Annotated in this window: 23 protein-coding genes; 7 read left to right on the forward strand and 16 right to left on the reverse strand. The window is 65.3% G+C overall.

Translation table 11 applies throughout. The annotated features are described in order from the left end of the window. Positions 1–13: 13 nt before the first annotated feature. The 5 genes from U5760_RS17040 to U5760_RS17060 form a co-directional block, all read right to left on the reverse strand. Positions 14–1,795: a cobaltochelatase CobT-related protein gene (locus U5760_RS17040; RefSeq protein ID WP_322013395.1), complete on the reverse strand. Its 1,782-nt coding sequence runs from the start codon at positions 1,793–1,795 to the stop codon at positions 14–16. Between the two features lie 10 nt (positions 1,796–1,805). Continuing rightward, on the reverse strand, positions 1,806–3,059 hold the full coding sequence (locus U5760_RS17045; RefSeq protein ID WP_415914122.1) for an AAA family ATPase: 1,254 nt from the start codon (positions 3,057–3,059) through the stop codon (positions 1,806–1,808). 81 nt (positions 3,060–3,140) lie between these two features. Next, entirely contained in the window at positions 3,141–6,176 is a 3,036-nt protein-coding gene (locus U5760_RS17050; protein WP_322013396.1) for an FAD-binding and (Fe-S)-binding domain-containing protein, read from the reverse strand. 54 nt (positions 6,177–6,230) lie between these two features. Next, on the reverse strand, positions 6,231–7,517 hold the full coding sequence (locus U5760_RS17055; RefSeq protein WP_322013398.1) for an MFS transporter: 1,287 nt from the start codon (positions 7,515–7,517) through the stop codon (positions 6,231–6,233). 211 nt (positions 7,518–7,728) lie between these two features. Beyond that, positions 7,729–8,949, reverse strand: a complete 1,221-nt coding sequence (locus U5760_RS17060; protein ID WP_322013400.1) for a pyridoxal-phosphate-dependent aminotransferase family protein — start codon at positions 8,947–8,949, stop codon at positions 7,729–7,731. Positions 8,950–9,100: 151 nt separating this feature from the next. On the opposite strand from U5760_RS17060, the gene U5760_RS17065 reads away from it, so the two are divergent. Both U5760_RS17065 and U5760_RS17070 read left to right on the forward strand, forming a co-directional pair. Then, the gene (locus U5760_RS17065) at positions 9,101–9,820 is read left to right on the forward strand and encodes a GntR family transcriptional regulator (RefSeq protein WP_322013402.1); all 720 of its coding nucleotides are present in this window, start codon (positions 9,101–9,103) and stop codon (positions 9,818–9,820) included. Further along, a complete protein-coding gene (locus tag U5760_RS17070; RefSeq protein ID WP_322013404.1) occupies positions 9,817–10,638 on the forward strand; it encodes a helix-turn-helix transcriptional regulator in 822 nt (273 codons plus the stop codon). Before U5760_RS17065 ends, U5760_RS17070 begins: the two co-directional genes overlap by 4 nt. A 38-nt stretch (positions 10,639–10,676) precedes the next feature. Here the strand turns inward: U5760_RS17070 and U5760_RS17075 are convergent, their stop codons facing one another. The 8 genes from U5760_RS17075 to U5760_RS17110 all read right to left on the reverse strand — a co-directional run bounded on the left by U5760_RS17075 (position 10,677) and on the right by U5760_RS17110 (position 18,126). After that, positions 10,677–10,889: a hypothetical protein gene (locus U5760_RS17075; RefSeq protein ID WP_322013405.1), complete on the reverse strand. Its 213-nt coding sequence runs from the start codon at positions 10,887–10,889 to the stop codon at positions 10,677–10,679. A 135-nt stretch (positions 10,890–11,024) separates the two neighbouring features. Further along, positions 11,025–11,819, reverse strand: coding sequence for a polysaccharide lyase family 7 protein (locus U5760_RS17080; protein ID WP_322013406.1), 795 nt, complete (start codon positions 11,817–11,819; stop codon positions 11,025–11,027). Positions 11,820–11,968: 149 nt separating this feature from the next. Next, positions 11,969–13,261 carry an MFS transporter gene (locus U5760_RS17085; RefSeq protein WP_322013407.1) on the reverse strand — a complete coding sequence of 431 codons (1,293 nt, stop codon included), beginning with the start codon at positions 13,259–13,261 and terminating at the stop codon, positions 11,969–11,971. Positions 13,262–13,307: 46 nt separating this feature from the next. Then, positions 13,308–14,411 (reverse strand): alginate lyase family protein, encoded by a 1,104-nt coding sequence (locus tag U5760_RS17090; RefSeq protein ID WP_322013409.1) that lies wholly within the window; start codon positions 14,409–14,411, stop codon positions 13,308–13,310. Further along, positions 14,408–15,241 (reverse strand): NAD(P)-dependent oxidoreductase, encoded by an 834-nt coding sequence (locus U5760_RS17095; protein ID WP_322013602.1) that lies wholly within the window; start codon positions 15,239–15,241, stop codon positions 14,408–14,410. The genes U5760_RS17090 and U5760_RS17095 overlap by 4 nt, the downstream gene beginning before the upstream one ends. Positions 15,242–15,246: 5 nt before the next feature. Further along, positions 15,247–16,038 (reverse strand): HpcH/HpaI aldolase/citrate lyase family protein, encoded by a 792-nt coding sequence (locus U5760_RS17100; protein WP_322013411.1) that lies wholly within the window; start codon positions 16,036–16,038, stop codon positions 15,247–15,249. Positions 16,039–16,064: 26 nt separating this feature from the next. Next, positions 16,065–17,303: a porin gene (locus U5760_RS17105; protein WP_322013413.1), complete on the reverse strand. Its 1,239-nt coding sequence runs from the start codon at positions 17,301–17,303 to the stop codon at positions 16,065–16,067. Positions 17,304–17,373: 70 nt separating this feature from the next. Beyond that, entirely contained in the window at positions 17,374–18,126 is a 753-nt protein-coding gene (locus tag U5760_RS17110; RefSeq protein WP_322013414.1) for an SDR family oxidoreductase, read from the reverse strand. A 373-nt stretch (positions 18,127–18,499) separates the two neighbouring features. On the opposite strand from U5760_RS17110, the gene U5760_RS17115 reads away from it, so the two are divergent. The 5 genes from U5760_RS17115 (at position 18,500) to U5760_RS17135 (ending at position 23,423) form a co-directional block, all read left to right on the forward strand. Next, the gene (locus U5760_RS17115) at positions 18,500–19,771 is read left to right on the forward strand and encodes a glucarate dehydratase family protein (protein WP_322013416.1); all 1,272 of its coding nucleotides are present in this window, start codon (positions 18,500–18,502) and stop codon (positions 19,769–19,771) included. 59 nt (positions 19,772–19,830) lie between these two features. Further along, positions 19,831–20,715 (forward strand): 2-hydroxy-3-oxopropionate reductase, encoded by an 885-nt coding sequence (locus U5760_RS17120; RefSeq protein ID WP_415914123.1) that lies wholly within the window; start codon positions 19,831–19,833, stop codon positions 20,713–20,715. Then, a complete protein-coding gene (locus U5760_RS17125; protein ID WP_322013418.1) occupies positions 20,716–21,582 on the forward strand; it encodes a hypothetical protein in 867 nt (288 codons plus the stop codon). It begins immediately after the preceding gene. Between the two features lie 175 nt (positions 21,583–21,757). Beyond that, the gene (locus tag U5760_RS17130) at positions 21,758–22,252 is read left to right on the forward strand and encodes a hypothetical protein (protein ID WP_322013419.1); all 495 of its coding nucleotides are present in this window, start codon (positions 21,758–21,760) and stop codon (positions 22,250–22,252) included. Positions 22,253–22,388: 136 nt separating this feature from the next. Continuing rightward, entirely contained in the window at positions 22,389–23,423 is a 1,035-nt protein-coding gene (locus U5760_RS17135; RefSeq protein ID WP_322013421.1) for a LacI family DNA-binding transcriptional regulator, read from the forward strand. A 72-nt stretch (positions 23,424–23,495) separates the two neighbouring features. On the opposite strand, the gene kdgD is transcribed toward U5760_RS17135, so the two are convergent. Genes kdgD through U5760_RS17150 form a run of 3 tightly spaced genes read right to left on the reverse strand, consistent with a single transcriptional unit; the run spans position 23,496 to position 26,976 of the window. Then, entirely contained in the window at positions 23,496–24,413 is a 918-nt protein-coding gene (kdgD, locus tag U5760_RS17140; protein WP_322013423.1) for a 5-dehydro-4-deoxyglucarate dehydratase, read from the reverse strand. Positions 24,414–24,466: 53 nt separating this feature from the next. Continuing rightward, on the reverse strand, positions 24,467–25,816 hold the full coding sequence (gene gudD, locus U5760_RS17145) for a glucarate dehydratase (RefSeq protein WP_322013425.1): 1,350 nt from the start codon (positions 25,814–25,816) through the stop codon (positions 24,467–24,469). A gap of 44 nt (positions 25,817–25,860) precedes the next feature. Next, a complete protein-coding gene (locus tag U5760_RS17150) occupies positions 25,861–26,976 on the reverse strand; it encodes a lactonase family protein (protein ID WP_322013426.1) in 1,116 nt (371 codons plus the stop codon). Between the last annotated feature and the right edge of the window lie 12 nt (positions 26,977–26,988).

The following is a 26,988-nucleotide window of genomic DNA, read 5'->3' on the forward strand; positions in this document are numbered from 1 at the left end:
GCAACACAAACGCTCAGCGCACGCGCCCCGTCAACAGCCGGCTCAAGGTCTCGAACGCCACGAGCGGCAGTTCGTGCAGCTTGCGCACGACCACGGCATGCGGATAGAAGGCCTCGACGGCATCGTCCTGAATGCCGATCCCCACGAGTTCGACGCCCGCTTGCGTCACCGCTTCGATACGCGCGTGCAGGTCGCGGTGCAGCACGGCCGGATTGCCGTCGCTGGTGGAAGGGTATCCATCCGAGAGCACGAACAGCAAACGCCGCCTCGCCTTGCGTTGCAGGAGCCGTTCGGCGGCCCAGGCCAGCGCTTCGCCATCGGGGTTTTCGTGCCCGCATTCGATGGCTGCGAGCCCGCTCAGGTCCCGCGCGCCGAAGCGCTTGAACACGCGCAGATCGAGCCGTTCGACGAAGCGGTTATAGGGCCGCAGGTCGAGGCCCGCCGCCCGCGCGCGCTCATACTGCTGCCGCATTTCGGGCGATTCGACCGAGCTATAACCCAGCACTTCGCAATCGAACGCAAGCTGCACGAGCGCATCGCAGAGCGCCGCGGTGCAGAGCCTGGCGAGTTCGATCTTGCGGCCGGCCATCGAACCGCTCAGGTCCAGCAGCAAGGTCACGACGGCGTCGCGGCCGCTCGCCTTGCTGCTCACGCGAAACGGACTGCGATAGCCGCGCGACGCCGCGAGGCGAGCCAATGCGGCGCGGTCGATCTCGCCGCGCTCCTGCTCGCGCTTCCAGTGCGTGAGTTCGTCGGCCTTGAGCACGCGCTCCAGGTGCGTCTTGAGCGATCCCGTTTCGGCTCGCGCCAGCGCGCGCAGCTTGCGCCACGCCGTGGCGTCGCCCTGGCCGGTCAGGTCCGTTACCACGTCGAAGGCAGTGGTGAGCGGGCGCGACCAGGGGCTGCGCGCACTATCGGCATGGGCCGCGCCTTGGGCGGCATGAGTGGCATCCGCTTCCGAAAGCGTGGCGCCCGCGCCCGATTGCGTTGGCTTCGCGGCTTCCAGGGCTTCGGCCAGTGTCTGGCCTGCCGCCCCCGTCACGGTATCGTCCCGCTCACCCGTCTTGCCGTCGCTCGCTGCGAGCAGCAGAGCATCGCTGAGGTCGTCGTCTTCGCCGAAGGTTTCCAGTTCGCGCGCGATGGCTTCGTCGTCGAGTCCTTCTGCGGGCCGCGCGGTCTGCATCATGTTGTTCGCGCCACGCGAAGCAAGCGAGCGCACGCCGGCTACGATCGCCGCGGCCGCCTGCACGCTCTCGCGCGTCGAGCGGCTCGCACGCGCTGCCACAAGCGGACCGTCTACCGCGCGCAAGGCCGCGGCGACCGTTGCCGCGTCGCGTTCGACGGCCGCCGGCGCTTCGCCCCACAAGCTGCGCTCGATCGTCCATACGAGGCGCTCGCGCCACGGCAGTGCCGTCCAGCGCCGCGCGGCGTCCTGCGCCTGCTGCACCCGCCAGCGCTGCACGTAAAGCTGCGCACCCGGGTAGTCGCCGAGCAAGCGTTCGAGCACGCGCCGGTCTTCGATCACCTGCGCAATGCGGCCTGTCACACCCGCTTTCGGATCATCGAGGCGCACGGCCTCGCTATAGCGAAAGCGTGCGGCAAGCAGGTCGAGGTAACCCAGCAGCACGTCTTCGTCGTCGCCGTGATCGCTCGCATGCGAGGGCAGCACGAAGCGTGCTTTCTCCATACGCGGCCCTCCTGGGCCTATCGTCACGCTCACGCGCGGCTCGCCGGTCAGCACGCGCGCGATTTTGCCGAGCGTCGCTTCGAGATCGCCGGCCGTGGAGAGCGACACGTCGGGCCTCTCAGTTAGCGTCGAAGATCAGGTGGTGGCGCACGATGCTGCGGATCAGCGCCGCGTCCTCCGCACTCACCTTCGCGTAGATCGACGGGCCTGCCGCGCGTTCGGGATCGCCATTGCGTAGCATCAGTTCGGCCCAGTCCAGCAGGCGTCGCGTGGAAAACGCGCTCGCCAGGTCTTCGCGCGCAAACGCCGCGCGGCAATCGGCGGCGATGGCGGCAAGCGTCTGCGCAAGCGGACGCGTGAGCGCCGGCAACGTGCGCAACAGCACCTCGGTTTCCTCTTCCGGCGTGAGGTAATCGACCAGATAGACACGCCAGCGATCGAGAAACGCTTCGTTGAGCAGATTGGCGCCCTGATACAGATGACGGTAAGCGCTCATCGCGCCCGCCGCGTTCGCCGTGGCAAAGAGCCGGAAGGACGGATGCGGCTCGACGATCTCGTTACCGCGCTCCTTGAGCAAAAGGCGCCCGCCAGGTTCGAGAACGGCGGTGAGGACGGCCAGAATCGACGGTTCGGCGAAATCGAGCTCGTCGATGATGAGCCAGTAGCCCTCGCGCATTGCAGTGGGCAACACGCCGTCCACCCACACGGTCTCGCCGCCCTTCACGGTCCAGAAGCCGACGAAGTCGCCGATGGTGGTCTGCCCGTTCATGTTCGCGCGCAGCACGCCATTGCGCGTACGCGCCGCCACCTGTTCGATGAAGCTCGTCTTGCCCGAACCCGTGTGGCCAATCAGCATGATGCGGCGGTTCTCGACGATGTCCTGCAGGATATCGTCCTCGCGTTCCGTGAAGAGGTAAGCCTCGTTCAGGCGCGGCACCAAGGCATCCTGATGACCGAGCGGCATATCAACGCCACCGATACGCACCGTGTGCGACGGTGTCTGGGTGCCCGCGTCATGCGCGGGTGCTGCACTCGCGCGCGCCTCACGCGCCCGCGCACTGGCGAGACGCAATTCGGTCACGAACGCGCTGCCTGCGCGAGCGGCACGTTCTTCGTCCTCGCGGCCGGTTTCGGAAACGAAGCCTTCGCGGCGCCACTTCAGCAGCTTCGCCTCGAGGTTGTCGAGGTCGACGACCGTATCGACATCCACCTGCCCGGCTTCGCCTTGGCCATGCTCGATGCGGTACATATTGGCGCGCTCGGAAAGCGAGACGCGCCACCATTCGCGCGCGCTGCCCGCTGAACGGGTATAGATGCCGACGGGGCTATCGTCGTGAGCTGCGTGGCCGGGTGCGTTCATGGGTGCGGACATGAGGGGCGCGGCGATGACCTGAGAATCGCCTCATATTACCCGCTTGTGTGGTGCGGTGCAAAACGCCCTCCACTACGTCCACTACGCCTCGCGCTTGCCCTCCAGCGACATCGCCAGCACACGCGCCACATGCAGCGCCTGCAACTGCACGCCGTCGTGAATCTGGTGACGGCAACTCGTGCCATCCGCCACGATCAGGTCGCCTGGCATCGCCTCCCGCAGCGCGGGCAAGAGCGAAAGCTCGGCCATGGCCTGCGACGTGTCGTAGTGCTCCGCTTCATAGCCGAAGCTGCCGGCCATCCCGCAGCACGACGATTCGATCGTCTTCACTTCAAGCTCAGGGATCCACTGAAGCACCGCCTGCACAGGACGCAACACATCGAAGGCCTTCTGATGACAATGACCATGCAGCCAGGCACGGTTCGCATCGAGTGGCTTGAGCGGCAACGCAAACCGCCCGGCCTTCTGCTCGCGCACGAGAAATTCCTCGAAAAGCAGGGCCGATCCCGCCAGTGCGCGCGCTTCGTCGCCATAGCCGTATTGCAGGAATTCGTCGCGCATCGTCAGCAGGCAGGAAGGCTCGAGGCCTACGATCGCTACGCCGCGCTCGACATAGGGCATAAGCGTATCGAGCAGGCGCCGTGCCTCGCGTTTCGCCTCGTCCACGAGGCCCGCCGCAAGAAAGGTGCGACCACAACAAAGCGGACGCTCGCCCGCGCGCGTGTTGAAGTGGACACGGTAGCCCGCCGCCTCCAGCACCCGTTGTGCGGCGCGCGCGTTTTCCGGTTCCATGGAGTTGTTGAACGTATCGACGAACAGCACCACTTCACGACCGTCCTGCCCTGCTGCGCTCGACGCGCTCCGCAGGAACCCGTCATGAAAACGCGGCATCGAGCGTTGCGGCGCGAATCCCAGCGCTCGCTTGCCCCAGGTGCCAAGTAGCGGCATGCGCTCCGCCGCCGCGAGCAATGCGCCAAAGCGCGCTGCCTGCGCCGCGTAACGCGGCATGAAAGCGATCAGCTTCTCGCGCAGACTCACACCGTGCTTCGCTGCCCGTGCCGCGCGCGCCTCGATCTTGAACTTCGCCATGTCCACGCCCGTCGGACATTCGCGCCGGCAGCCCTTGCACGAGACGCACAGGTCGAGCGTCGCCTTCACGTCGTCGCCGGCGAGGCCTTCGTCGCCGCCCAACTGCCCGGAGATCGCCAGGCGCAAGGTATTCGAACGCCCGCGCGTGACATGCTGCTCGTCTTTCGTCACGCGGTAGCTCGGGCACATCGTGCCCGCGTCGAACTTGCGGCAATGACCGTTGTTGTTGCACATCTCCACGGCTTTCGCGAGGCCTGCGCTCAGATCGCCGCCGCTGCCAGGCGCCTGCTCCGCCCCGGTGAGCGGATCGCGCACCACGTTCCAGGCCGACCAGTCGAGCGCCGGTGTCATCCCGCGCTCGCGATAGCCGGGCGCGAAGCGGAAGTTGCGCGCGTCGTCCATCTTCGGCGGATTCACGATCTTGTCCGGATTGAAGCGGTTTTCCGGGTCGAAGAGCCGCTTGATCTCGCGGAACGCCTCGTTGATACGCGGGCCGTACTGCCACGCCACCCACTCGCCGCGGCACAAACCATCGCCGTGCTCGCCCGAATAGGCGCCCTTGTATTCGCGCACGAGCGCCGCCGCTTCTTCCGCAATGGCGCGCATCTTCGTCGCGCCGTTGCGGCGCATGTCCAGAATCGGGCGCACATGCAGCGTTCCCACGCTCGCGTGGGCGTACCACGTGCCTTCCGTGCCGTGACGATGGAATACCTCGGTCAAGCGCCGCGTGTACTCCGCCAGACGCTCCAGCGGCACCGCGCAGTCTTCGATGAACGACACGGGCTTGCCGTCGCCCTTCATGCTCATCATGATGTTGAGGCCCGCCTTGCGCACGTCCCAGAGGGCCTTTTGTTCAGCCGCGTCGGGCATCTTCACCACGGCGCCCGGCAAACCGAGGTCGCCCATCAGTTCGTCCAGTTGCGCGAGGCGCCGCACCTGCTCGCCGCGATCCTCGCCCGCGAACTCGACGAGAAGAATCGCGTCGGGGCGCCCCACGAGTGCCTTGCCGATGACGGGCGCAAACGCCGGGTTGCCGAGCGCCAGCTCGATCATCGTGCGATCGACCAGCTCGACCGCCGTAGGCTTAAGCTTGACGATGTGCTGCGTAAAATCCATCGCCTGGTAAAACGTAGGAAAACTGATCACACCCAGCGTACGCTGGGCCGGCAGCGGCGCCAGCTTGAGCGTGATCTGGCGGCTGAACGCGAGCGTGCCCTCCGAACCCACCAGCAGATGCGCGAGATTGGCGGAGCCGTCGTCGGTGTAGGCCAGCGGATTCTGGCAGTCGAACAGGTCGATGTTGTAGCCGGCTACGCGCCGCAGCACCTTCGGCATCCGCTCGGCAATCTCGGCGCGTTCGCGGTGTACGATGCGCGTCACGCCCTCCACGATAAGCGCGAGACGCGCATTGCCGCCTGGCTGCGGGAGCTTGAGCGACTGGAAACGCGCGTCGGTGCCGTCCGCGAGAATCGCGTCGATGGCGTGCACGTTGTGCACCATATTGCCGTATTCGATCGAGCGCGAGCCGCACGAGTTGTTGCCCGCCATGCCGCCTATCGTGCATTGCGCGGCCGTGGAAACGTCCACCGGGAACCACAGCCCGTGAGGCTTGAGCCATGCATTCAGATGATCGAGCACCATGCCCGGCTCGACCGTCACGGTGCGCGCGTTCGCATCGAAGTCGATCACGCGGTTCAGCCACCGGCTGGTGTCGATCACGAGCGCTTCGCCCACGGTCTGGCCGCACTGGCTCGTGCCCGCGCCGCGCGCCAGCACCGCAGCGTGTTCGCTGCGCGCCACGTCGAGCGCCGCGCGCAAGTCGTCCTGGTCGCGCGGCACCACCACACCCACCGGCATGATCTGGTAGATCGAGGCATCGGTGGCATAGCGGCCACGGCTTGCCGCATCGAACAACACGTCGCCGCGCAGCGCCTCGCGCAGACGGCGCGCCAGCGGCGAGCCGCCGTGCGCCGCCGAAGGCACGAGATGAACCGGCTTGACGAGCAGACTGGAGGTCGATTGAGTCATGACGGGGTAAGCAGAGGAATGCGTTTCTCGATGCTGCGCCGATAGCGTGCCGCGTCAGGCCCGCTGATGCGTCGCGCCAACGTCACCCGGGGGCGCATCCGTTTCGAAACGCACACCGGGACGCATGCGAAAGGCAAGTACCACGCCCAGCGCCATCAGCACCATGCTGCCGACGAAGGGCAACTGCCAGTTACCGGTCGAATCGATCAGGAATCCGGAGAGAACCGGCGAGATGATCGCCGCCAGCGCGGAACCGGTATTCATGATGCCGCTCGCCGTACCCGAATATTGCGGTGCAATGTCCATGGGAATCGCCCACATCGGCCCGATGGTCATCTCCGAAAAGAAGAAACCCGCCGAAAGGCACAGCAGGCACAGATACAGTTCGTGCGTGAACATGAGCGGCACGAGCGAGACCAGCGTGAAGAACATGCAGACCGACACCATGATGCTGCGCGCCCGGTTGAGATTGCGGGTACGTTCGTAGAGCCAGTCGGTCACCATGCCGCCGAGCGTATCGCCTATCACGCCGGCGAAGAACACGGCCGAAGCGAACACCGCCGACTTGCGCAGATCGAGGTGCTGACTATGCAGAAAGTACTGCGGAATCCAGCTCAGGAAGAGCCACAGCGTCCAGCCGTAGCAGAAGTACACGATCGTCACGGGCGCCATGCGGCGCAGCAGCGGGCCCCACGGCACCTTGCCCGCCTTCGGCTTGGGCGGCGGCAGGATGGCGAGTTCGGCCTCGGTGATGCGGCGATGATCCTGAGGATGCTCGGCGAACGTGAGGTGCCAGACGGCCACCCACACGAGGCTGATAACCCCGCAAATATAGAACGAGGCGCGCCAGCCCCAGGCGGTCATGGCCAGCACGATCACACCGGGCGCCACGGCGTTGCCCACGCGCGCCGCGGCATGCGTGATGCCCTGCGCGAAGCCGCGCCGCTCTTTCGCGACCCAGCGCGACATCGCGGCAGTGGCGGCCGGAAACGTCGCGCCCTCGCCCAGCCCCAGCAGCAGCCGCGCGACGAGCAGCGAAACAAGGCCCGTGGCGAAACCGGTAAGCATCGTGGCCACGGCCCAGAGACCGCCGCAAAAGAGCAGCGTGCGCTTGGCGCCGAAACGGTCGCTCACCCAGCCGCCGCTCACCTGAAACACGAGATACGGATAAGCAAAAGCAGAGAACACGAGGCCGATCTGCGTGTTCGAGAGGCCGAACTCCTTGCCGAACCCCGCCGCCGCCGTGCTGACGTTCACGCGGTCGAGGTAGGTGATGAAGTACATGACGCACAGCATGATCAGCACGACGCTCGTCGCACTGGTGAGTCGAAGCCGTTTCATCGTCTCTCTCCGATTGGGGGCATACGTCTCCACGCAAGGCGGAGCGCACGGCGCCGGGCGGGACCTCGCGCACGGGCCCGCGCCTCCTTCCTGTATGCCCGCGGGTCGCCCGCCTTCCGAAGAGCGGCACGCCCGCGTAGCGTGGGGTGCGCCTCTTGCGGACAGCGAAGCCGCGAAGCGCATGGATGGTATTCGCCCTGCGCGTGTCAGCTCATGCCGCCGCCTTCAGCGGTGTGGCCTGGGACCGCTCCATGAGCCACGCCATCGCCTCGGGCAGGCCGCTCGCCGCAATCGGCACACCGGCCAGTTGCAGGCCCATTTCGCAACCGGCGAGCGTCGCCATCAACGTGAGGTCGTTGCAGTCGCCCAGGTGGCCAATGCGGAACATGTGCCCCTTCATCTTGCCGAGCCCCGTGCCGAGCGACATGTCGAAGCGCTCGTAGATGATCTTGCGCACCGCGTCGGCATCCACGCCTTCGGGCATCATGACGCCAGTCAGCACGGGGCTGTAGACGGCCGGGTCCGCACACTGGATTTCGAGCCCCCAGGCGCGCACGGCACGGCGGCACGCTTCGGCCAGACGCTGATGACGCGCGAACACGTTCTCCAGCCCTTCGCCCTCGATCATGTCGAGCGCTTCGGCAAGGCCGTACAGCAGGTTCGTGTTGGGCGTGTACGGCCAGTAGCCGGTGCGGTTCATGTCGATGATCTCGTCCCAGCCCCAGAAGCTGCGCGGCAGCTTTGCCTGCCGGCTCGCGGCGCGCGCCTTCTGCGAGACCGCATTGAAGCTGATGCCTGGCGGCAGCATCAAGCCCTTCTGCGAACCGGACACCGTCACGTCCACGCCCCATTCGTCATGGCGGTAATCGGCGCTCGCGAGGCCCGAAATCGTATCGACGAGAAACAGCGCCGGGTGGCCCGCCGCGTCGATCGCGCGGCGCACGGCGGCGATGTCGGAGGTGACGCCCGTGGAGGTTTCGTTGTGCACGACGCACACGGCCTTGATGACGTGTTGCGTGTCCGCACGCAAGCGCGCCTCGATCAGGTCGGCCTGCACCCCGCGCCGCCAGCCCTCGATGCCAGGCAGTCCCAGGAACTCCGGCTTGAGACCGAGGCTTTCGGCCATTTTCTTCCAGAGCGTGGCGAAGTGCCCGGTTTCGTACATCAGCACCGTGTCGCCCGGGCTCAGCGTGTTGGACAGCGCCGCTTCCCAGGCGCCCGTACCCGAAGCCGGATAAATCACCACGGGCTCCTGGGTCTTGAAGATCCGCTTGATGCCCTCCAGCACCTTCAGCCCCAGCGCGCCGAACTCCGGACCGCGATGATCGATGGTGGGATAGCTCATGGCGCGCAGGATTCGGTCCGGCACCGGGCTCGGCCCGGGGATCTGCAGGAAGTGGCGTCCGGCGGGGTGAAAGTCGAGTTTCAGCATCGGTTTCTCTCCGTTTGAATTTTGCATGCAAAAAACTATAGACTGGAAATCGAGGTCGCTCCAAGTTGAATCTGCATGGCGTTAACCCTGTATTTAGTGGTTTTTCGTGTCATGGATTAGAATGATGCGAATTCGATCAAGAGTCTTTTGTATGCAAAACACCACTTTTGACGACGGCAAGACCGTAGCCCCGCTCCTCCCCAAGGTCGAGCGCCAGCGCCTGCACGACACCGTGGTCGATCATCTGCGTGGTTTTATCGTGGAAGGCGTGCTCGAGCCGGGCAAGAAGCTCAACGAGCGTGAGCTGTGCGAGACGCTCGGCATTTCGCGTACGCCGTTGCGCGAGGCGTTCAAGGTACTCGCGCACGAGGGGCTGATCGAGATCTCGCCGAACCGCGGCGCCACCGTGGCGACCATGTCGGAGGCCGAGATCCGCGAGATGTTCGAGCTGATGAGCGGCCTGGAGGCCTTCTCGGGCGAACTGGCGTGCGAGCGCATCACGCCGGCCGAAATTGCCGAGATCAAGTCGCTGCACTACGCCATGCTCGCGTGTCGTGCGCAAAACGACCTGGCGGGCTACTACAGCCGCAATCAGGCCATTCATGACCGCATCAACGAAGCGGCGCGCAACCCGGCCTTGCGTCAGGTCTATGTGTCGATCAACCGGCGGCTCCAGGCGCTGCGCTTTCGCTCGAACTATCAGCATGCCAAGTGGGACCGCGCGATCGACGACCACGAAGCGATGCTCGAAGCCCTCGACGCACGCGACGGCAAGCGCCTTTCCGCCATCCTGCGGCACCATCTGCTCGAAAAGCGCGACGCGGTGCTGCAACTCGCTTCGACCGAACGCGCCGCCCAGGCCCAGCCATGACCCAGGCCGCCCCGCCCCTACTCGACGACGAACCCGGGCGCGGGCGCTCGCTCGCCCGGCACTATCCGCGCGGGCTGCATATCGAACCGCACTCGCACACGTGGGCACAGGTGCTCTACGCGGTGGCGGGCGTGATGTGGGTGGAGGTGGAACGCGAGGCGCTGGTGGTCCCGCCGCAGCGGGCGGTCTGGCTGCCGCCGGGCACGCAGCATGCCATTCATATGATGAGCGCGGTCGAAATGCGCAATCTCTATCTGCACGGCGCGGACATCAATCACCTCAGTACGCAGTGCGAAGTGTTCGAGATCAACGGTCTCTTGCGCGAACTCGTCAAGACCATTGCCGAGCGCGAGGAGGACAGCGACGACGCCTGGCTCGAAACTGCCTACCGGCTCGCCGCGATGGAACTCGCGCATGCGCCGCGCTACGCGCTGCGCATTCCGCTGCCCGATGCCTCGGATCGGCGGCTCGACACGCTGTGCCGCGCAGTGATCGATAACCCTTCCGTCGATATCGGCTTCGAGCAGCATGCGGCCAATGTGGGCGCGAGCGTGCGCACGCTCGCGCGTCTTTTCACGCGCGAACTGGGAATGGGGTTTGCGGAATGGCGCCGCCAGGTGCAACTGGCGATTGCGGTGTCGCGGCTTGCCGAAGGACAGGCAGTGAGTAGCGTCGCACGCCAGCTAGGTTATCTGCCCAGCAGCTTCAGCGACATGTTCCGGCGTGAACTGGGCGCGCCGCCCAGCGAGTTCCGCGCGGACGAAACGCTCGGTCAGACGGGTGCGCAAGAGGAGCCCGAGGAAACCGGGCCGAACTGAGCGCAGTGAAGGCACGGTGACAGGATTAAGCGGAAAGCTCAGTGCGGCGGCAGATCGCCCACGAGCGGAAACATCTCGAACGTGTAGCCCATGTTGAAGTAGCCTGCGCGCGCGTACGCGGCAATCCGCTCGAGCTGCTCGGGCTCGTTCTGCACGCCCCGCTGCTCCGATGCCTGATCGTAGGTGCGCCGCCGCTTCGCTTCGAACGAACGCACCAGCCCCTGCCATGAAAGTGCCGTGAAACTCGACATTGCCTGCTCCTTCGCGTCGATCTACGGCTTTCAATCTAGTCGCCGCGCCTCGCGCGCACAAACAAGCTTTTCTGCAATGCTTTGCAGATTTGCCGGGGGCAGATTTCAGCTACCGCCCCCCGGCGTGCCGGATCCCTACTGGTGCGTCAGCGTGAGCGCATAGAACTGGACAACCGTGCCAGGCGTGGTGAGCGGTGTGCCCGATACAGCCGTCTGATCGTAATTCCCCGCCTTGAAATAGAAACTCTCGCCTTCGAAGCTGGAATCCATGGTGAAGGTCCGAACCGTGCCGTTGACCGTCACGGTAATGGTCGTCCCCGTTAGCGCCAGTTCGTAGTTGAAGGTCGTGCCGAGCGGCACGCTGGCGATCGGATAAATCGTTGCGCTTCCGCCCTGATTGGTGTTCTCGAGCAGCAGTTGCACCTCGCCGGCGGCCGTGAACTGCAATTCGCACAATGGTTTGCTCGGGCCGGTTCCCTGGAAAATCTGGCCGATCGTCGTGTGATCGGGCACTTGGGTCACCGCCACCGTCGCATCGAGCTTGTTGGTGCCCGCCGTGGTCCAGATTGCCGTCTCGCGCAACTCCACGCGCGGGTGCAGCGACCCGGAGGTGGTCCACCCCTGGGTGGGATCCATCATGACCATCGAGCCGTCCGTGCTGCTCGTATAGAAGTAGTACGGGTTCGTGTAGCCCGCGGCAAGGCTCGTTCCGCTGACTGTCGTGACGCTGCCCGACGACCCGATCGGCAATTGCAGCGAAAACGGCGCGAGATTGAAGTTCGTCCCTGGCGGGCTCGCGGTGCTGAGCGCAGGTGCAGCCGCCTTCGCGACGGCCGCGGCCGAGGCGCCCGCAGGACCGTCACCACCGCACGCCGAAAGAAAGCCGGCAAGCAGCGTCGTGCCAAGGCAGAGGGTTTTCCTGATGTTCATCCTGTCTCCTCAATGGTGCTGGTTGATCTTTACAACATTCGGATAACGAAATAATCACCGAGGGATGGCAATCTGGCAATTGACCAAAGTCACATTAAGTGTCGATAGAAGGGCGAGCCCAGGCGTTGCGCCTCTCTCGCCCCTTCGCGTCAGGCGCGCGCCTCCTGACGCGCGACCCCGGGCGAGACCGTGCCGGAAGGTTTGACGAGCGTCCACAGCAGCGTCGCGCCGATCAGATCGCCCAGACCGAGCGCCACGAAGAACGGCGTATAGCCCACGCGGCTCACGAACCAGCCCATCGTCATCGTGAAGGCGAAGTTGCCGAGCCCGGCCACGAAGGCCGCAAGGCCTGTTACGGTGCCGACTTCGCGGCGCGGAAAGAGATCCGCAGACATCGAAATCACCGTAATGGAAAGCGTCTGATGCGCGAAGCCGCCGAGGCACAGCAGGAACACCGCCATGGCAGGACTGCTTACGAGTCCGACTCCCGTCATGCCGACCATCAGCACCGCCGCCATCGTGAACACCGCGCGCTTGCCGTTCACGATCGGCAAATCGAAATGCCGCTTGAGCCACGCGGAAAGCGGGCCGCCCACCATACAGCCCAGGTCCGCGGCCACGAACGGCAGCCATGCGGTCAGCGCAATCGCCTTGAGGTCGAAACCGCGCGCCTGATAGAGATAAAGCGGCATCCAGTACACCAGCGTGCCCCACACCGGATCGGCGAAGAAGCGCGGCAGCGCGATGCCCCAGAAGTTACGCTGCCGGAGGATTTCCAGCACTTTCGGCCCGGGTTCCGCGCTCGTGTGCCGCGCCGCCTCCCCCGTCACGCCAATGTACCCGGCCTCCTCCTGCGAGAGTGCCGGATGCCGGTCCGGATGCCGGTAGAACGTGAGCCAAAGCCCCGCCCACACCAGGCCGATGCAGCCGACGATCACGAAAGCCGTCTGCCAGCTGTAGTGCAGGATGGACCACGCGATGAGCGGCGGCGCGAGGATCGCGCCCGTCGAGGTGCCGAGATTGAAGACGCCCGCTGCGGTGCCGCGCTCGTGCGGCGGGAACCAGTAAGCCGCCGCGCGCATGCCGCCCGGAATAAACGAGGCTTCGACGAGACCGAGCACGCCGCGCAGCACGAAGAGGCCCACCCAACCCTGCACGAAACCGTGCGCCATACAGATCAGCGACCACGCGACGCCACAGAGCAAGAACCCCATCCGCAGGCCCACACGGTCCATCAGGTAGCCCGTGAGCGGCGCGCCGATCGGATACATCACGAGGAAGGCCCCCGTGATCCAGCCGTATTCGTGCGTGGAAATGTTCAGATGGTGCAGCACGGTGGGCGCCGCCACGCTCAACGAACTGCGCGCGAGATAATTGGTGATCGTGCCGAGCGTGAGCAGCCCGATCATCCACCAGCGCAGGCCCCTTACCTTCATAGTCATGTCGTCGTCTCCTTGATTCTCTGTTGTCTCTGTTTATCGCATCGCTTCATGCAAACAGCGCGCGAACCACCGGCTGGGGTTCGAGCGCAGCGGCAATGGGCGTGAACTGCGGATCCAGGTGGGCGGCGATCCCATACACATTGCGCGCTTCCTCGCGCCGCCACAGTCCCGAGTAGCCCTCGACGTGTGCCGCCGCCCGCCGTGCGTCGAAGCCTACGGTGCTGTGTACGAATTCCTCATGCGGTCTCGCCCCGCTCGCGTAGGGTTCGAGCCAGCGCAGCGCCGCAGCCAGCCGCCCCTGAAGCGGCGCCGCTGCATACCAGTTCTCGCCATGCGCCGCCGCCATCGAAGCCGCCAACAGCAGCGGTTCGAGGTCGTACACCACGTAATGGATGGCGTCGCGCTGGTCGAAGTCGTAGGTCAGGCCATTTGCATCGATATTGCGCATTGCGTGCGCCATGAAGGCTTCGCGCGACGCCGCGATCAGTGCGGCATCGCCGGCGAGAAACGCCCCCGCCGTGGCGAGCTTCACGCGATGGCTCTGCCAGTTGTTCAAGCCGGTGCTGGGGTCGCCCACGCGCCGCTCTCCCAGATAGCCTTGCGCCATCTGGCTGCCTAGGGCACGCGCATGTGCGATCGTCGCTTCGGACAGGCGCGCCTTGACGAAGTCGAAGCCAAGCAAAAGATCGACGAGATCCGCTTCGTCGATCGGATTCGACGACGAAACATAGCCCGGTATCCACGCCTCGATATACGTTACGGCCTTCGCCGTGTAGTTGTCCTTACCGGTTACACATCCCGCGATGGCCTGCAGCAGCGTCTGGCGCCAGTCCTCTTGCGATTGCACACTTGCGTCGCGATCCTGCTCGTGCGGCAGCAACCCTTGGGTATGCACAACGGCACGCGGATGCGGCAGGCGCGCGAGGCCGGCATCGGCCTGCTCCCGCAGCGCGGCAACGAGCGGCGCGGATACCCTGCGACGTATCTGCTCCCTGCGCTCGGGCGACGAGAGCACATACGTCGTGTCTTCACGCTCGTCCTGGGCACGCGTGGGAGAGGGCCGCACGAATGCGGCCAGCGCACAGGACGCCGCCAGCGCGCCGAGAAATCGACGCCGCGGCACGGCGCTACGCGCGGCCGGCGTCTTCATACGCATGGCTCCATCGGCCCCGCCAGTACGAAGGGGCCGCCCTGGAAGCGCTGGGCGGGATCGTCCAGATCGGGATCCGGTGCCCCCGGCGGGAAGAGCGGCTCGAACTCCGCCGAACTGTCCTGCGGCCGAAAGCCCAGGAACGCCGCCTTCGTGTTGTCCACCCACTTGATGCGGTTGTTGGACACGCCATAGACGATTGCATGGCCCACCCGATTCGTGAACAACGCGCAGCGCACCAGTTCGATGAAATCGCGGTAACTGAGGTAGGTCACGAGCATGCGCGCATTCTTCGGCGCCTCGAACGAAGAGCCGATCCGCAGACACACCGTCTCGAGGCCAAAGCGGTCGAAGTAGTAGCGCGAAAGCGCTTCGCCGAAGCACTTCGTCACGCCGTAGAGACAATCGGGGCGCAGCGGCGCGTCGATATCGAGCACCGAGGTCACCGGATGAAAGCCCACCGCGTGATTGGAGCTGGCATAGATCACGCGGTGCACGCCGTGATGCTGCGCGGCCGAGTACAGGTTGTAGAGGCCGCGGATATTGCTCTCCAGCAGCGCATCGAACGGCGCTTCCACCGAAATGCCGCCCAGGTGCACGACGGCGTCCACGCCTTCGAGCAACGCATGCACCGCCGCGCGATCGGCCAGATCGACCACGACGGCCTCCTCGTGCGGCGCCACTTCGCCCAGCGGCGCAATATCGCTCACACGCACCACGTCGGCCCATGCGGCGAGCGCGCCGCGCATCTGGCGCCCGAGATTGCCGGCGGCGCCGGTCAGGAGCAAGCGGCGAAAAGGACGCGCACGCGTGGCGGTCTTGCTATTCATGTCATTCATGCTGTTTCTTTACCGGGGGTCATCGAGGATTCGGTGCGGCCTTGCTGCAATACGGCCTGGGTGCCGCTGCGCAGCAGGCCGATGTCGGTTGCCAGCGCCACGTAGTCGAAGCCGCTGCGCACATAGGACGCGCCAAGCACGGGGTCCGCCATGAGGATGCCGATCGGCTTGCCGCAACGTCGCGCGCGGCCGAGGGCATCAACAATGGCCGCCTGGACGTCCGGATGCCGAAAGTCGCCGAGATGGCCGAGGGCCGCGGCCAGGTCGGACGGTCCGATGAAGAGCCCATCCACCCCGTCGACCGCGGCAATGGCCTCCAGATTAGCGAGCGCCTCCGGAGTCTCCAGTTGCACGAGCAGGCACACTTCGTCGTTCGCGCGCTCGAGGTAGCTCGCGTCGCGGCCATAGCGGTTCGCGCGCGTGGCGAGCGAAACACCCCGCACGCCCGTCGGCGGATAGCGCATGGCACGCGCCGCACGCCCGGCCTCTTCCGCGCTGTTGACCATCGGCACGAGCAGCGTCTGCGCACCGATGTCGAGAAGCCGCTTGATCTGCACCGGATCGTTCGCGACCGGGCGCACCACAGCAGGCATATACGCCTGCGCCGCGGCACGCAGTTGCTCCTGCACCATGAACACCTCGTTGGCCGCGTGCTCCGTGTCGAGCAGAATCCAGTCGTAGTCGGCCTGGGTAAGCACCTCCACGACATTGCTCGATGCCAGCATGCTCCAGATACCGAGCATCTGTTTGTGCGCCAATAGCTGCGCCTTGAAGCGGTTGGTTTGCATGAACGCCTCTTTCGGAAACGGGAAAATCAGAAGTAATGCCGCATGCCGAAGCCTGCGCCGGTCGGCGAGCCGCCGGGTGCGCGTGCCGCCACGGAACTGACGACGGGGTTCGTGTCGAAGTCGTAAGTCGCGAACGAGCTGTTGTGAATGCGACTCACGTAGGCCTCCAGCATGGTGCGTTTCGAGAGCCAGTAGTGGTAGGCGAAGACCATCTGCTGCGCGCCCGTATGGGGCCGCTCGGCCGACGAGCACTGGCCGTTCGTCGCCGCGCCCGAGCAGGAAAGCGGCCGGTCGAACGAGTAGCTGAGAATGAAATCCTGCGGCCCGACTTTCTGCATGACGTTGAACGCGAAGGCATCGCGATAGACTTCGCCGCCCCCCGCTTTCGCACCGCTGCCGAAGGTGCCGTTGGAGCCGAGGCGGTCCCAGCCCACGGCGAAGGTAGTCGAGCCCGCCGGGAAGAAGTTGGCCTCGTAGCGCACGGCTATGCGATGTTCGTAGTCGTTCGAGTAACCGGCCGCGGCCACGCCCATCCCGGCACTGGCGGCGCCCGACAAGCCCGCGCCGGCTCCCAGCAGATCCTGATCGCGGCGCGATTCATAGGCATACGCGGCATAGAGCGGGCCGTGCGCATACTGGAGACCGCCACCCCATGCGTACATGCCGCTGTTCGCGGTGCCCGCCGTGCCGGACACGCTGCTATTGGTGGGCGAGACGTTGCCGCCGCCCGGCGAATAGAGCAATTGCCCGCTCAGGCCCTGCATGACCGTGGGCGAGGTGTACATGATCGAATTCGCGAGGCGCGCATTGAGATTGGTCTGCGTGCCGTTGAGCGTGGTCATCACACCGATGTTGTTGGCGATCGACGTGCTGCCCGGAATGAAGTTCAGCCGGCCGCCCAGCCCGCGCATCGGCGAAGTGAGGTAGCCGAACTGCAGCGTGCCGTAGGTCGTGCTGGACAGGCCCACGAACTGGTCGCGCGCGCTGGGTCCGCTGCCGCTGTTGACGTTGTAGCCGTATTCGATCTGGAAAATCGCCGACCATCCGCCGCCCAGATCCTCCAGGCCCTTCATGCCCCACGCCGAACTGTTGCTGTCCTCGCGAAACGTGGAGGGCACATCGTGCCCCTGGTTCGCGCCCGTTGTCCGTACCCACTCAACCGTCGTGTCCGCCACGCCATAGAGGGTCACCGAGCTTTGCGCATGCGCCATCGCACACGCAGAGAGAGCCACCGTGGCGCAACCGACCTGCGACATCTTCCTCATTTAGATCTCCAAAATATAGGTATATTTTTTTTACAAACTGCCGCATCTTCGCGGCGCGGTGCACGACGCCTTACGCGGCGGTGCGTAACTGGGCAAGCAGTCCGCCATCCACCGGCAGCACATGGCCGGTGACGAAAGACGCTGCGTCCGAAGCCAGAAAGAGAACCGGGCCCGCCGCCTCGTCCGGCTCGCCATGCCGCGGCAACGGCAGGCCGCGGGCGGCCGCGGGATCGACCTCTTTCACATGCGAATGGGGAATCTGGGCGGGTGCGATGGCATTCACGCGGATGCCGTAGCGCCCGAAATCGGCTGCGAGACAACGCGTGAGCGCATCGATGCCGCCCTTGGTCATGTCGTAGATGGCGTTGTTGCGATGCGCGCGCTGGGCGCCCGGCGACGACACGTTCACGATGACACCCTGATGCTCGCGCGCCACCCAGTCGCGGATCGCGTCGAGCGAGAGCGCCCAGGTCGCGCGCAGGTTCACGTCGAAGATGCGGTCGAAGTCGTCGAGACCGGTTTCGAGCGACGGCACTTTCGTCTGCGTGAGGCCCGCGTTGTTGATGAGGATGTCGATGCCGCCGCGGCGCTTCGCGCATCCTGCGATATCGCGCCGGTGAGCGGCGTCGGCAAGATCGCCCGCCACGGTTTCGCACCGCTCGCCCAGTTCTGCGACGAGCGAGGCAAGCGCGTTTTCGCGCCGGCCGGCGGCAATCACGTGTGCGCCGGCACGATGAAAACGCCGCGCGACCGCCATGCCGATGGCGCCGCTGGCACCCGTTACGACCACCACCTTCCCGCTGAAATCGAAATGAGTCTGCATAGATAGCTGTGTCGGATAACCCACGCTGAGGCTGAGTTGGCGTTGCATTTATTGGAAAACGTTTTCCATGCAAACTTTACGTGCCGAATCCACTCAAGTCAAACGGTTTCCTTGTTAACTCGCTCCAGGAGAAATACTGATGCCACGTGAACAGGGTGGCCAGCAGAGTCATCAAAATCTCATTAAATCGCTGCCTACAAACACTTTTATCAAATTTCCTTGCTCTGTCTCAAGACCATGAAAAGGTCGATCCACCACCTTCCAGTCGATGAATAACGTTTACTGCGAGGTCATTTCTCACTAACATAGGAAATCGTTATCCTTTCCCCGGCGAAAGCGTTTTGCCCCGTTATCAGAGAAGGAACCGGAATCCATGAAGATCGCCGCAGTCCGCGTCACCCCCATCGCCATCGGCGACCCGCCGCTCCTGAACGCCAGCGGTGTTCACGAACCTTTCGCGTTGCGTTCGATCATCGAGGTCGAAGCGGACAACGGCCTCGTGGGCCTCGGCGAAACCTACGGCGACAAGCCCGTGCTGGACGGCCTGCTGCGCGTGAAAGACCGGCTGGCCGGGCTGAGCCCCTTCGACCTGAACGGCCTCGCGGCACAGGTGCGCGCCGCGCTCGCCGACGCGCCGCAGCAGAGCGCTGCCGTCGAGATCGACCTCGCGCCGGGCTCGCAACTGGACAAGGCCGAGCAGAAACTCTTCGGCGCCTTCGAAGTCGCGCTGCTCGACTTGCAGGCGCGCTCGCTCGGCATTCCGCTGCACGAGCTCCTTGGCGGCGCTGTCCGGCGCCGGGTGCCGTTCTCGGCCTATCTCTTCTTCAAGTTCGCGAGCGACATCGACCCGTCGTACCGGCCCGACGCGTGGGGTGCGGCGCTCAATCCGGAACAGATCGTCGCGCAGGCCCGCACGATGATCGATCGCTACGGCTTCGGCAGCATCAAGCTCAAGGCCGGCGCGCTCGAACCGGATCTCGAAGTCCAGTGTCTGAAAGCGCTGCACGACGCCTTCCCGAACCATCCGCTGCGCATCGATCCGAATGCCAACTGGTCGCTCGACACATCAATCAGGATTGCCAGGCAACTTGAAGGCATTCTCGAATACTACGAGGATCCCACCCCCGGTCTCGAGGGCATGGCACGGCTTCACCAGGAAACGGGCCTGCCGCTCGCAACCAACATGGTCGTCACGAGCCTCGACGAGTTCCGCCGCGGCATCGCGCTGAACAGCGTGCAGATCGTGCTCTCCGATCACCATTACTGGGGCGGCCTGCGCGCGACCCAGACGCTCGCCGCGATGTGCGATACCTTTGGCCTCGGCCTCTCGATGCACTCGAACTCGCACCTCGGCATCAGCCTGATGGCGATGTCGCATCTCGCCGCCGTGGTGCCGAATCTCACCTACGCTTGTGATACGCACTACCCCTGGCAGGACGACGAGGTCATCCGGGGCGGGAAGATTGCGATCGAGGGCGGCTGCGTGACGGTAGGCGATGCGCCTGGCCTTGGCGTGGAACTCGATCGGGAAGCCCTCGCGCGGCTGCACGAGCGCTATCTGCGGTGCGGAATTACCCAGCGCGACGATGCCGCTCAAATGCGCAAATTCCGCCCCGGCTGGGAACGGCGCAAACCGCGCTATTGAACGCCGTCCGGCACACGCATCGGCACCCTTTCGCATCGGAAGACATCAGGAGAATGAACATGGCCAGGATCGGCTTCATTGGACTCGGCATCATGGGTGCGCCCATGGCACAGAACCTTCAGGCAGCGGGGCACACCCTGTACGCCTACAAGCGCAATGGCGCGCTGCCGCCCGAACTCGCGGCCGGCGGCGCCACGGCCTGCGGCTCGCCCAAGGAGGTCGCGCAGCAGGCCGACGTCGTCATCACGATGCTGCCCGACACCCCGGACGTGGCCGCCGTGCTATTCGGCGAAAACGGCGTGGCTGAAGGATTGAGTGCGGGCAAGACCGTGATCGACATGAGCTCGATTTCGCCGCTCGAAACACAGGCGTTCGCGAAACGCATCAACGCGCTGGGCTGCGATTATCTCGACGCGCCGGTTTCCGGCGGCGAGGTGGGCGCGAAGGCAGGCACGCTTACGATCATGGTGGGCGGCGACGAGGCCGTCTTCGAGCGCGCGAAACCGCTGCTCGAACGAATGGGCAAGAACATTTCGCTGATCGGCGAAAACGGCGCGGGTCAGACCTGCAAGGTGGCGAACCAGATCATCGTCGCGCTGAATATCGAGGCCGTGGCGGAAGCGCTGCTCTTCGCCGCCCGCTCGGGTGCCGACCCGGAACGCGTGCGCCGCGCGCTGATGGGCGGGTTCGCGGCATCGCGCATTCTCGAAGTACATGGCGAACGCATGACCCGGCGCACCTTCGAACCGGGCTTTCGCATCGCGCTGCATCAGAAAGACCTCGCGCTCGCGCTGGACGGTGCACGCAAGCTGGGCATCGCGCTGCCGCACACGGCCGGCGCGCAGCAGCTGTTTAGCGTGTGCGCCGCGCACGGCGGCAGCGGCTGGGACCATTCGGCGATGATCCGCGCGCTGGAGCTGATGGCTAACCAGGACATCGCCTGAATGCCGCCATCGCCTGCCCAGCCGGGCAGCGAGGCGGGCGTCGTCACGCTGCGGTGTGGCGCACTCGAAGGGCAGGTCCACCCCGCGCTTGGAGGACGGCTGGGCAGCCTGCGGCACACAGGCGGGCCGGGGGGCGCCTTCGACTACCTCGTGCCGCTCGCGCCGCAAGGCTTCGACCTGAATCGCTGGCAGCGGGCGGGATGCTTCGCCATGCTGCCGTTCACGGACCGGTTCGCGGACAACATCCTCGCGTGGCCGAAGGCAAAAGTCCGCGTCGCGCCACCCAATGCGCCCGCGTGGCTACATGGCTGGGGACTGCGTTCGGCATGGCAAGTCCAGCATGCGCGGGACCGCCACTGCACCCTGACGCAGACCTTCGCTGCAATGCCCGAATGGCCTTGGTCCTGGCAGGCACGCCTCGCGTTCGATCTGGACGCTTGCGGCATCACGCAGACCCTAGTGGTGCTGAATACTTCAGACGAACCGATGCCACTCGGCCTGGGCTTTCACCCCTACTTCGCGATCGCGGGCGGCATGCGCGCTACGGTAGAAACAGCGGCCCGCATTGGACAAAACGACACCCGCCTGAGCGTGACGTTGAGCGGCGACGCGTTCCCACCCGACACCTTCACCTGGTTCTACGAAACAGGCGGATCCGCCCGAGCGCTGATCGACTATCCCGGAACGGCGCGGCGCGTCACCCTTACGAGCCCGCATGCCAGCCATCTGGTCGTGCACTACCGCGCGGGCGAGCGCTATCTCTGCCTCGAACCCTGCTCGCACCGGGCGGGCCGACTCGACCCGGACCGCAACGTGGCAATGCCGGGCGTCCCGGTCGAATTCGCCATGCGCCTCGATCTCGCGTGACGGCCGCGCTCCTTCAGCGCGCGTCGTAGTGTAGCCACCGCATTCTTCCGTCCCTTGTAAGTCATTCTTGCCAATTCAGGTATCAACCCCGAGATCGGACCGACTACACTGGTAAGGCGGGCCGCGGAGCGCCCGCGTGCGCTGTCGCGCATTCATCTGTTTCGAGGTGCTTACCGTGAAGACACTCTTGCCCGCCCTCTTCGCCGCCTCCGTGCTGGCGCTACCGGCTGTCTCGTTCGCCCAGTCGAACACCGTTGCGCCGGGCGACGACGCGGCCCAGGCTGTCGCCCACTATGGCGCGCCCGCCGAAACGTATGCACTGCCCGACGGCGGGAAACGGCTGCTGTGGCCCACGCAACCTTTCGGCAGCACGACGCGGGCCGTCGATGTCGCGGCCGACGGCAAGGTCCAGCGTGTGAGCCAGGTGCTGCAACCGGCAGAGTTCAACCAGGCGCAGGTGGGCGCCTGGACGCAGAAGGACGTGCTGGCGCACTTCGGCCGCCCCGCGGAGTCCACGTGGTATCCGCTCGCTCACCGCGAAGTGTGGAGCTACCGCTATGTTGAAGGCGGTGTCTGGCACGAGATGTACAACTTCTATTTCGACCGCGGCGGCGTGCTGCGCCTGACCCAGAAGAGCCCCGATCTCCTCAATGGCGACAGCGTGGACTAGCCTGGCCACTCCGTCCGTTTCCCCGGTTTTCCCGCGCCCGGGCCCGCCACACAGGGGCGGCCCGGGCGTTTTCCTTTACGGTCCGACAGATTGCCGTTACCATGGGAAAATTATTGGAAAACGTTAACCTCGAACCATGAAAAAGGGCGCCACGATTCGTGACGTCGCGGCCGCGGCCGGCGTATCGGTTGCCACCGTGTCGAAATACATGAACGGCGCACAGCGGTTCAGCGCGCCGGTCGAAGCCCGCCTCAAGGAAGCCATCGAGCAACTGGGCTATCGCTCGAACCCGCTCGCCCGGTCCATGATCACGGGACAAACGGGCACCATCGGCCTCGCCATTCTCGACATTCGCAATCCTCATTTCACGAGCATCGTGAAAGGCGCCAACCGCGTCGCCCTGCAACACGACTACACGGTGCTGCTCGTCGATACGGAGGAAAGTCAGGAGCGCGAAAAACCGCTGCTCGAATCGCTCGCGCAGCGCGTGGACGGCCTGATCGTGAGTTCGCGCATGCCCGACGACTCCGTGCAATGGCTGCTCGACCTCGGCAAGCCTATCGTGCTGTTCGGGCGCAGCACGCGTTTTCCGATTGCCAGCGTGGGCACCGACAGCTCGCGCGCGGGCTACATGCTGGCGAGTCACCTCGTTCAGCTCGGGCATCGTCGCGTCGCCTACCTGGGCTTTGCCCGGTCCCGTTGGAACGAAGAGCGCATCCGCGGCATTCGCAGCTGTCTCGATGCACACGGCCTGCCGCTCGAGATCCGCGATGCCCAGGGGCCGTCCGCAGCGGCGGGCGAGCACGCCTGTTCGAGCCTGATGCTGGGCCCGAATCGCCCGGACGCCGTGATCTGCTACAACGACCTGATGGCGCTCGGCTTCATCAAGGAGGCGCGCGAACTCGGCTTCCAGCTACCGCAGGACGTTTCGGTGGCCGGCTTCGACAACGTGCCTTATGGCGAATACGCGTCGCCCGCGCTCACCTCGGTGGACTTCCAGAGCGAACAAATGGGCGAGCTCGCCATGACGCGACTGATCGACGAACTGCGCGGCAAACCCCTCGTGGACGATCTCTACGCCCAGCTCGAACCTCGCCTCGTGGTGCGCGAGTCGACCATCAAACGCGAGGCGGGCAACGACGCAAAACCGGCGGCGTCCGCGACCGAATGATCGCGCGGCGGCGCAGCCCGACCATGCGCCGCGCGCTGCTCAAGACTTACAGCAAAGACTTACTGCGGAGACTTACTGCGCGCCAAGCTCGCGAATGAGCGCGTCGAGCTTCACAAGCTCTTCGTCCGTGAGGTCGGTGAGCGGCGCACGCACAGGGCCTGCGTCGCGGCCCACGAGCTTTGCCCCCGCCTTCACGATGCTCACCGCGTAACCCTGGCGGCGATTGCGGATCTTCAGGTACGGCAGGAAGAACGTGTCGATGAGGCGGCCCACCGTCGCGTGATCGTCGGCGGCGATTGCACGGTAGAACTCCATCGCCGTCTTCGGGATGAAGTTGAACACCGCGGACGAATACACCGGCACGCCCAGCGCCTTGTACGCCGCCGCATACACTTCCGCCGTGGGCAGGCCGCCTAGATACGCGAAACGGTCGCCCAGGCGCCGGCGGATCGTCACCATCGCTTCGATCTCGCCCACGCCGTCCTTGAAGCCGATCAAGTTCGGGCAGCGGTCCGCGAGTTGCTCCAGCATGTCGGCGTTGAGTTTCGAGTTCGCGCGGTTATAGATGATTACGCCCATGCGCGGCACGGCGCGGCACACCTGCTCGGCGTGCGCGGCAATGCCTTCCTGAGAGGCTTCGGTCAGATAGTGCGGCATCAGCAGGATGCCTTGCGCGCCCTTGCGCTCCGCTTCCTGCGCGTATTCGATCGCGACGCGCGTCGGGCCGCCTGCGCCAGCGAGAATCGGCACCTTGCCCTTGCAGGTTTCGGTGGCCGTCTGGATCACGTTCGAGTATTCGCTCTTCGTGAGCGAGAAGAATTCACCGGTTCCGCCGGCCGCGAACAGCGCGCTCGCACCGTACGGCGCGAGCCATTCGAGGCGCGCGGCATAGGTGTCGGCACGAAAGTCGCCTTGCGCGTCGAAGTCGGTGATGGGGAAGGACAGCAGACCTTCGGAAATAATGGATTTGAGTTCTTGCGGCGTCGTCATGGTCGGGTTTCCTAAGGAGTCTTGAATGGATGAATAAGGGAATCCGGCCGCGCTCAGCGCACGAGGCACGGGCGCTTGTTGTCGAATTTCCAGTGGGAAATGAGGTATTGCATGGCCACGGCGTCGTCGCGCGCGCCCAGGCCGTGCTGCTGGTAGAGCGCGTGCGCCTTCTCCAGCTCGTCCATGTCGATCTCGATGCCAAGGCCGGGGCGGGCCGGCACCTTGACCTTGCCGCCCACGATCTGGAGCGGGTCGCGCGTGAGGCGCTGACCGTCCTGCCAGATCCAGTGCGTGTCGATGGCCGTGATTTTTCCCGGCGCGGCAGCAGCCACTTGCGTGAACATCGCGAGCGAAATATCGAAGTGATTGTTCGAATGCGAGCCCCAGGTCAGGCCCCAGTCGTGGCACATCTGCGCCACGCGCACCGAGCCCTGCATGGTCCAGAAGTGCGGATCGGCCAGCGGAATATCGACCGATTGCAGCTGGATCGCATGGCCCATCTGGCGCCAGTCGGTGGCGATCATGTTGGTGGCCGTCGGCAGGCCGGTCGCGCGGCGAAACTCCGCCATCACCTCGCGGCCCGAGTAGCCGTTTTCCGCGCCGCAGGGGTCTTCCGCGTAGGCCAGCACGTCGTGCTTGTCGCGGCACAGCCGCACGGCCTCGGCCAGCGACCAGGCGCCGTTCGGGTCCAGCGTCACGCGCGCTTCGGGAAAGCGTTCGGCCAGCGCCGTGACCGCTTCCATTTCCGCGTCGCCCGCCAGCACGCCGCCCTTGAGCTTGAAATCGTTGAAACCGTAGCGGGCCTGGGCCGCCTCGGCCAGACGCACTACGGCTTCCGGCGTCATGGCCTCCTCGGTGCGCAGGCGCTCCCAGGCATCGCGGCCTTCGGCGCCGCTCGCGTAGGGCAAATCGGTTTTCTTGCGGTCGCCGATGAAAAAGAGGTAGCCCAGCATCTCCACCTCGTCGCGCTGCTGCCCTTCGCCCAGCAGCGCCGCCACCGGCACGCCCAGGTGCTGCCCCAGCAGGTCGAGCAACGCGGCTTCCAGCGCCGTCACCGCATGGATCGTAGTGCGCAGATCGAACGTCTGCAGGCCGCGGCCGCCCGAATCGCGATCCGCGAACTGCTTGCGCACGGTGTTCAGGACTGCCTGCAAATTGCCGATCGACTGCCCGACCACGAACGCGCGCGCATCGTCGATCGTCTTGCGGATAGCCTCGCCGCCCGGCACCTCGCCGATGCCGGTGTTGCCCGCGCTATCGCGCAGGAGAACGACATTGCGCGTGAAGAACGGGCCGTGCGCGCCGCTCAGGTTCAGCAGCATGCTGTCGCGGCCGGCCACCGGCACGACGCGCAGTTCGGTCACGGTGGGCGTGGCGTTCGGTTGAACGTGGGAATGGGACATGAGCGGGGTACCTGTGAAAGTTGGCGCGAGACGCGCCCGAATGCCTAAGACGGAGTGCCGTTCGACGCGGCATCGCGCGGCGTGACGATTTCAACCCAGTTCGCGCCGCGGCCGCCTTCGCAGCGCGAGACCGGCGACAACGCGCCTGAGCCGGCGTCGATCGAATAAACGCCGACGTAAGGCGACTTCTCGCCGCAAGCCACCAGGAATCGGCCCGATGGGTCGATGCGAAAACCGCGCGGCTGTGCCTCGGTATCGGCACACCCAGCGTAGTCGAGCGAACCGTCCTCGCGCACGCGCAAGGCGATGAGGCGGCTCGACGTGCGCTCGGAGAAATAGAGGAAGCGGCCGTCGGGCGTGATCTGGAGATCGGCGGCCCAGACGAGCGTGGCGAGCATCGCCGGATCGGGCTGTACAGGATGGCTCGCGTTCGGGCGCACCACACCGTCGTGCAGATGCGCCAGCACGGGAGGAGGCGCCGACACCGCTTGCAGGCTCAAGCGCCCGGTCGTAGCGTCCCGCCGCAAAACCGCAACGACGGCACGCAATTCGCTCAGCACGTAGAGCACGTCGCCGGCCGGAGACAAGCGCAGATGGCGCGGACCAAAACCCGCTTCAAGCTGGATTTCGTCGATCGCATCGAGCCGACCTTGCCCCTCGTGATGGAGCGCGAATGCATGCACGGTGTCGCCGCCGAGCGATGTCACATAAACGAAGCGCCCATCGGGAGAAATCACGGCGGCGTGCGCATGCTCGATACCGTCGATCACCTGCACCGGCTCGCCATCTCCGGCCGCGATGCGATCGGCGGCATAGAGACTCACCCGGTGCTCGCCATACGAGGCGCCCACGAAGAAGCGACCCGATGGGTCGAGAGTCAGATACGCAAGACTCGATTCGATGGGGGCCCTGCCGGCCGGCACGAGATCGCCGGTGCGGGCGTCGATCGACCACGTCATGATGTGGCGTGCCTTGCCTCGCGTCGCGGCATGAAGGTGCTGCCGGTCCGGCGCGAGCACCATCGGCATGACGTTTTCGCCGGCCTGGCAGCGCGCATGCGGCGTCAGTTTGCCGCTCGCGGCATCGAGGTGGAAAACGGCGATCTCCCCATCGATCGCATTCGATACGTAGACCAGGCAGTATGGCTTCGTGCTGTTCATGATGGACGAAAT

It is taken from the genome of Paraburkholderia sp. J12 (assembly GCF_905220215.1).
GTDB lineage: Bacteria > Pseudomonadota > Gammaproteobacteria > Burkholderiales > Burkholderiaceae > Paraburkholderia.

Excerpts from the sequence above, each read along its gene's own strand:
- U5760_RS17095 (WP_322013602.1), bottom strand. The coding sequence starts at position 15,241 with ATGAATAGCAAGACCGCCACGCGTGCGCGTCCTTTTCGCCGCTTGCTC.
- U5760_RS17070 (WP_322013404.1), top strand. The coding sequence starts at position 9,817 with ATGACCCAGGCCGCCCCGCCCCTACTCGACGACGAACCCGGGCGCGGG.
- U5760_RS17115 (WP_322013416.1), top strand. The coding sequence starts at position 18,500 with ATGAAGATCGCCGCAGTCCGCGTCACCCCCATCGCCATCGGCGACCCG.
- U5760_RS17065 (WP_322013402.1), top strand. The coding sequence starts at position 9,101 with ATGCAAAACACCACTTTTGACGACGGCAAGACCGTAGCCCCGCTCCTC.
- U5760_RS17090 (WP_322013409.1), bottom strand. The coding sequence starts at position 14,411 with ATGAAGACGCCGGCCGCGCGTAGCGCCGTGCCGCGGCGTCGATTTCTC.
- U5760_RS17050 (WP_322013396.1), bottom strand. The coding sequence starts at position 6,176 with ATGACTCAATCGACCTCCAGTCTGCTCGTCAAGCCGGTTCATCTCGTG.
- U5760_RS17045 (WP_415914122.1), bottom strand. The coding sequence starts at position 3,059 with ATGTCCGCACCCATGAACGCACCCGGCCACGCAGCTCACGACGATAGC.
- U5760_RS17055 (WP_322013398.1), bottom strand. The coding sequence starts at position 7,517 with ATGAAACGGCTTCGACTCACCAGTGCGACGAGCGTCGTGCTGATCATG.
- U5760_RS17100 (WP_322013411.1), bottom strand. The coding sequence starts at position 16,038 with ATGCAAACCAACCGCTTCAAGGCGCAGCTATTGGCGCACAAACAGATG.
- U5760_RS17060 (WP_322013400.1), bottom strand. The coding sequence starts at position 8,949 with ATGCTGAAACTCGACTTTCACCCCGCCGGACGCCACTTCCTGCAGATC.
- U5760_RS17120 (WP_415914123.1), top strand. The coding sequence starts at position 19,831 with ATGGCCAGGATCGGCTTCATTGGACTCGGCATCATGGGTGCGCCCATG.
- kdgD (WP_322013423.1), bottom strand. The coding sequence starts at position 24,413 with ATGACGACGCCGCAAGAACTCAAATCCATTATTTCCGAAGGTCTGCTG.
- U5760_RS17150 (WP_322013426.1), bottom strand. The coding sequence starts at position 26,976 with ATGAACAGCACGAAGCCATACTGCCTGGTCTACGTATCGAATGCGATC.
- U5760_RS17085 (WP_322013407.1), bottom strand. The coding sequence starts at position 13,261 with ATGACTATGAAGGTAAGGGGCCTGCGCTGGTGGATGATCGGGCTGCTC.
- U5760_RS17105 (WP_322013413.1), bottom strand. The coding sequence starts at position 17,303 with ATGAGGAAGATGTCGCAGGTCGGTTGCGCCACGGTGGCTCTCTCTGCG.
- U5760_RS17110 (WP_322013414.1), bottom strand. The coding sequence starts at position 18,126 with ATGCAGACTCATTTCGATTTCAGCGGGAAGGTGGTGGTCGTAACGGGT.
- U5760_RS17135 (WP_322013421.1), top strand. The coding sequence starts at position 22,389 with ATGAAAAAGGGCGCCACGATTCGTGACGTCGCGGCCGCGGCCGGCGTA.
- U5760_RS17075 (WP_322013405.1), bottom strand. The coding sequence starts at position 10,889 with ATGTCGAGTTTCACGGCACTTTCATGGCAGGGGCTGGTGCGTTCGTTC.
- gudD (WP_322013425.1), bottom strand. The coding sequence starts at position 25,816 with ATGTCCCATTCCCACGTTCAACCGAACGCCACGCCCACCGTGACCGAA.
- U5760_RS17080 (WP_322013406.1), bottom strand. The coding sequence starts at position 11,819 with ATGAACATCAGGAAAACCCTCTGCCTTGGCACGACGCTGCTTGCCGGC.
- U5760_RS17125 (WP_322013418.1), top strand. The coding sequence starts at position 20,716 with ATGCCGCCATCGCCTGCCCAGCCGGGCAGCGAGGCGGGCGTCGTCACG.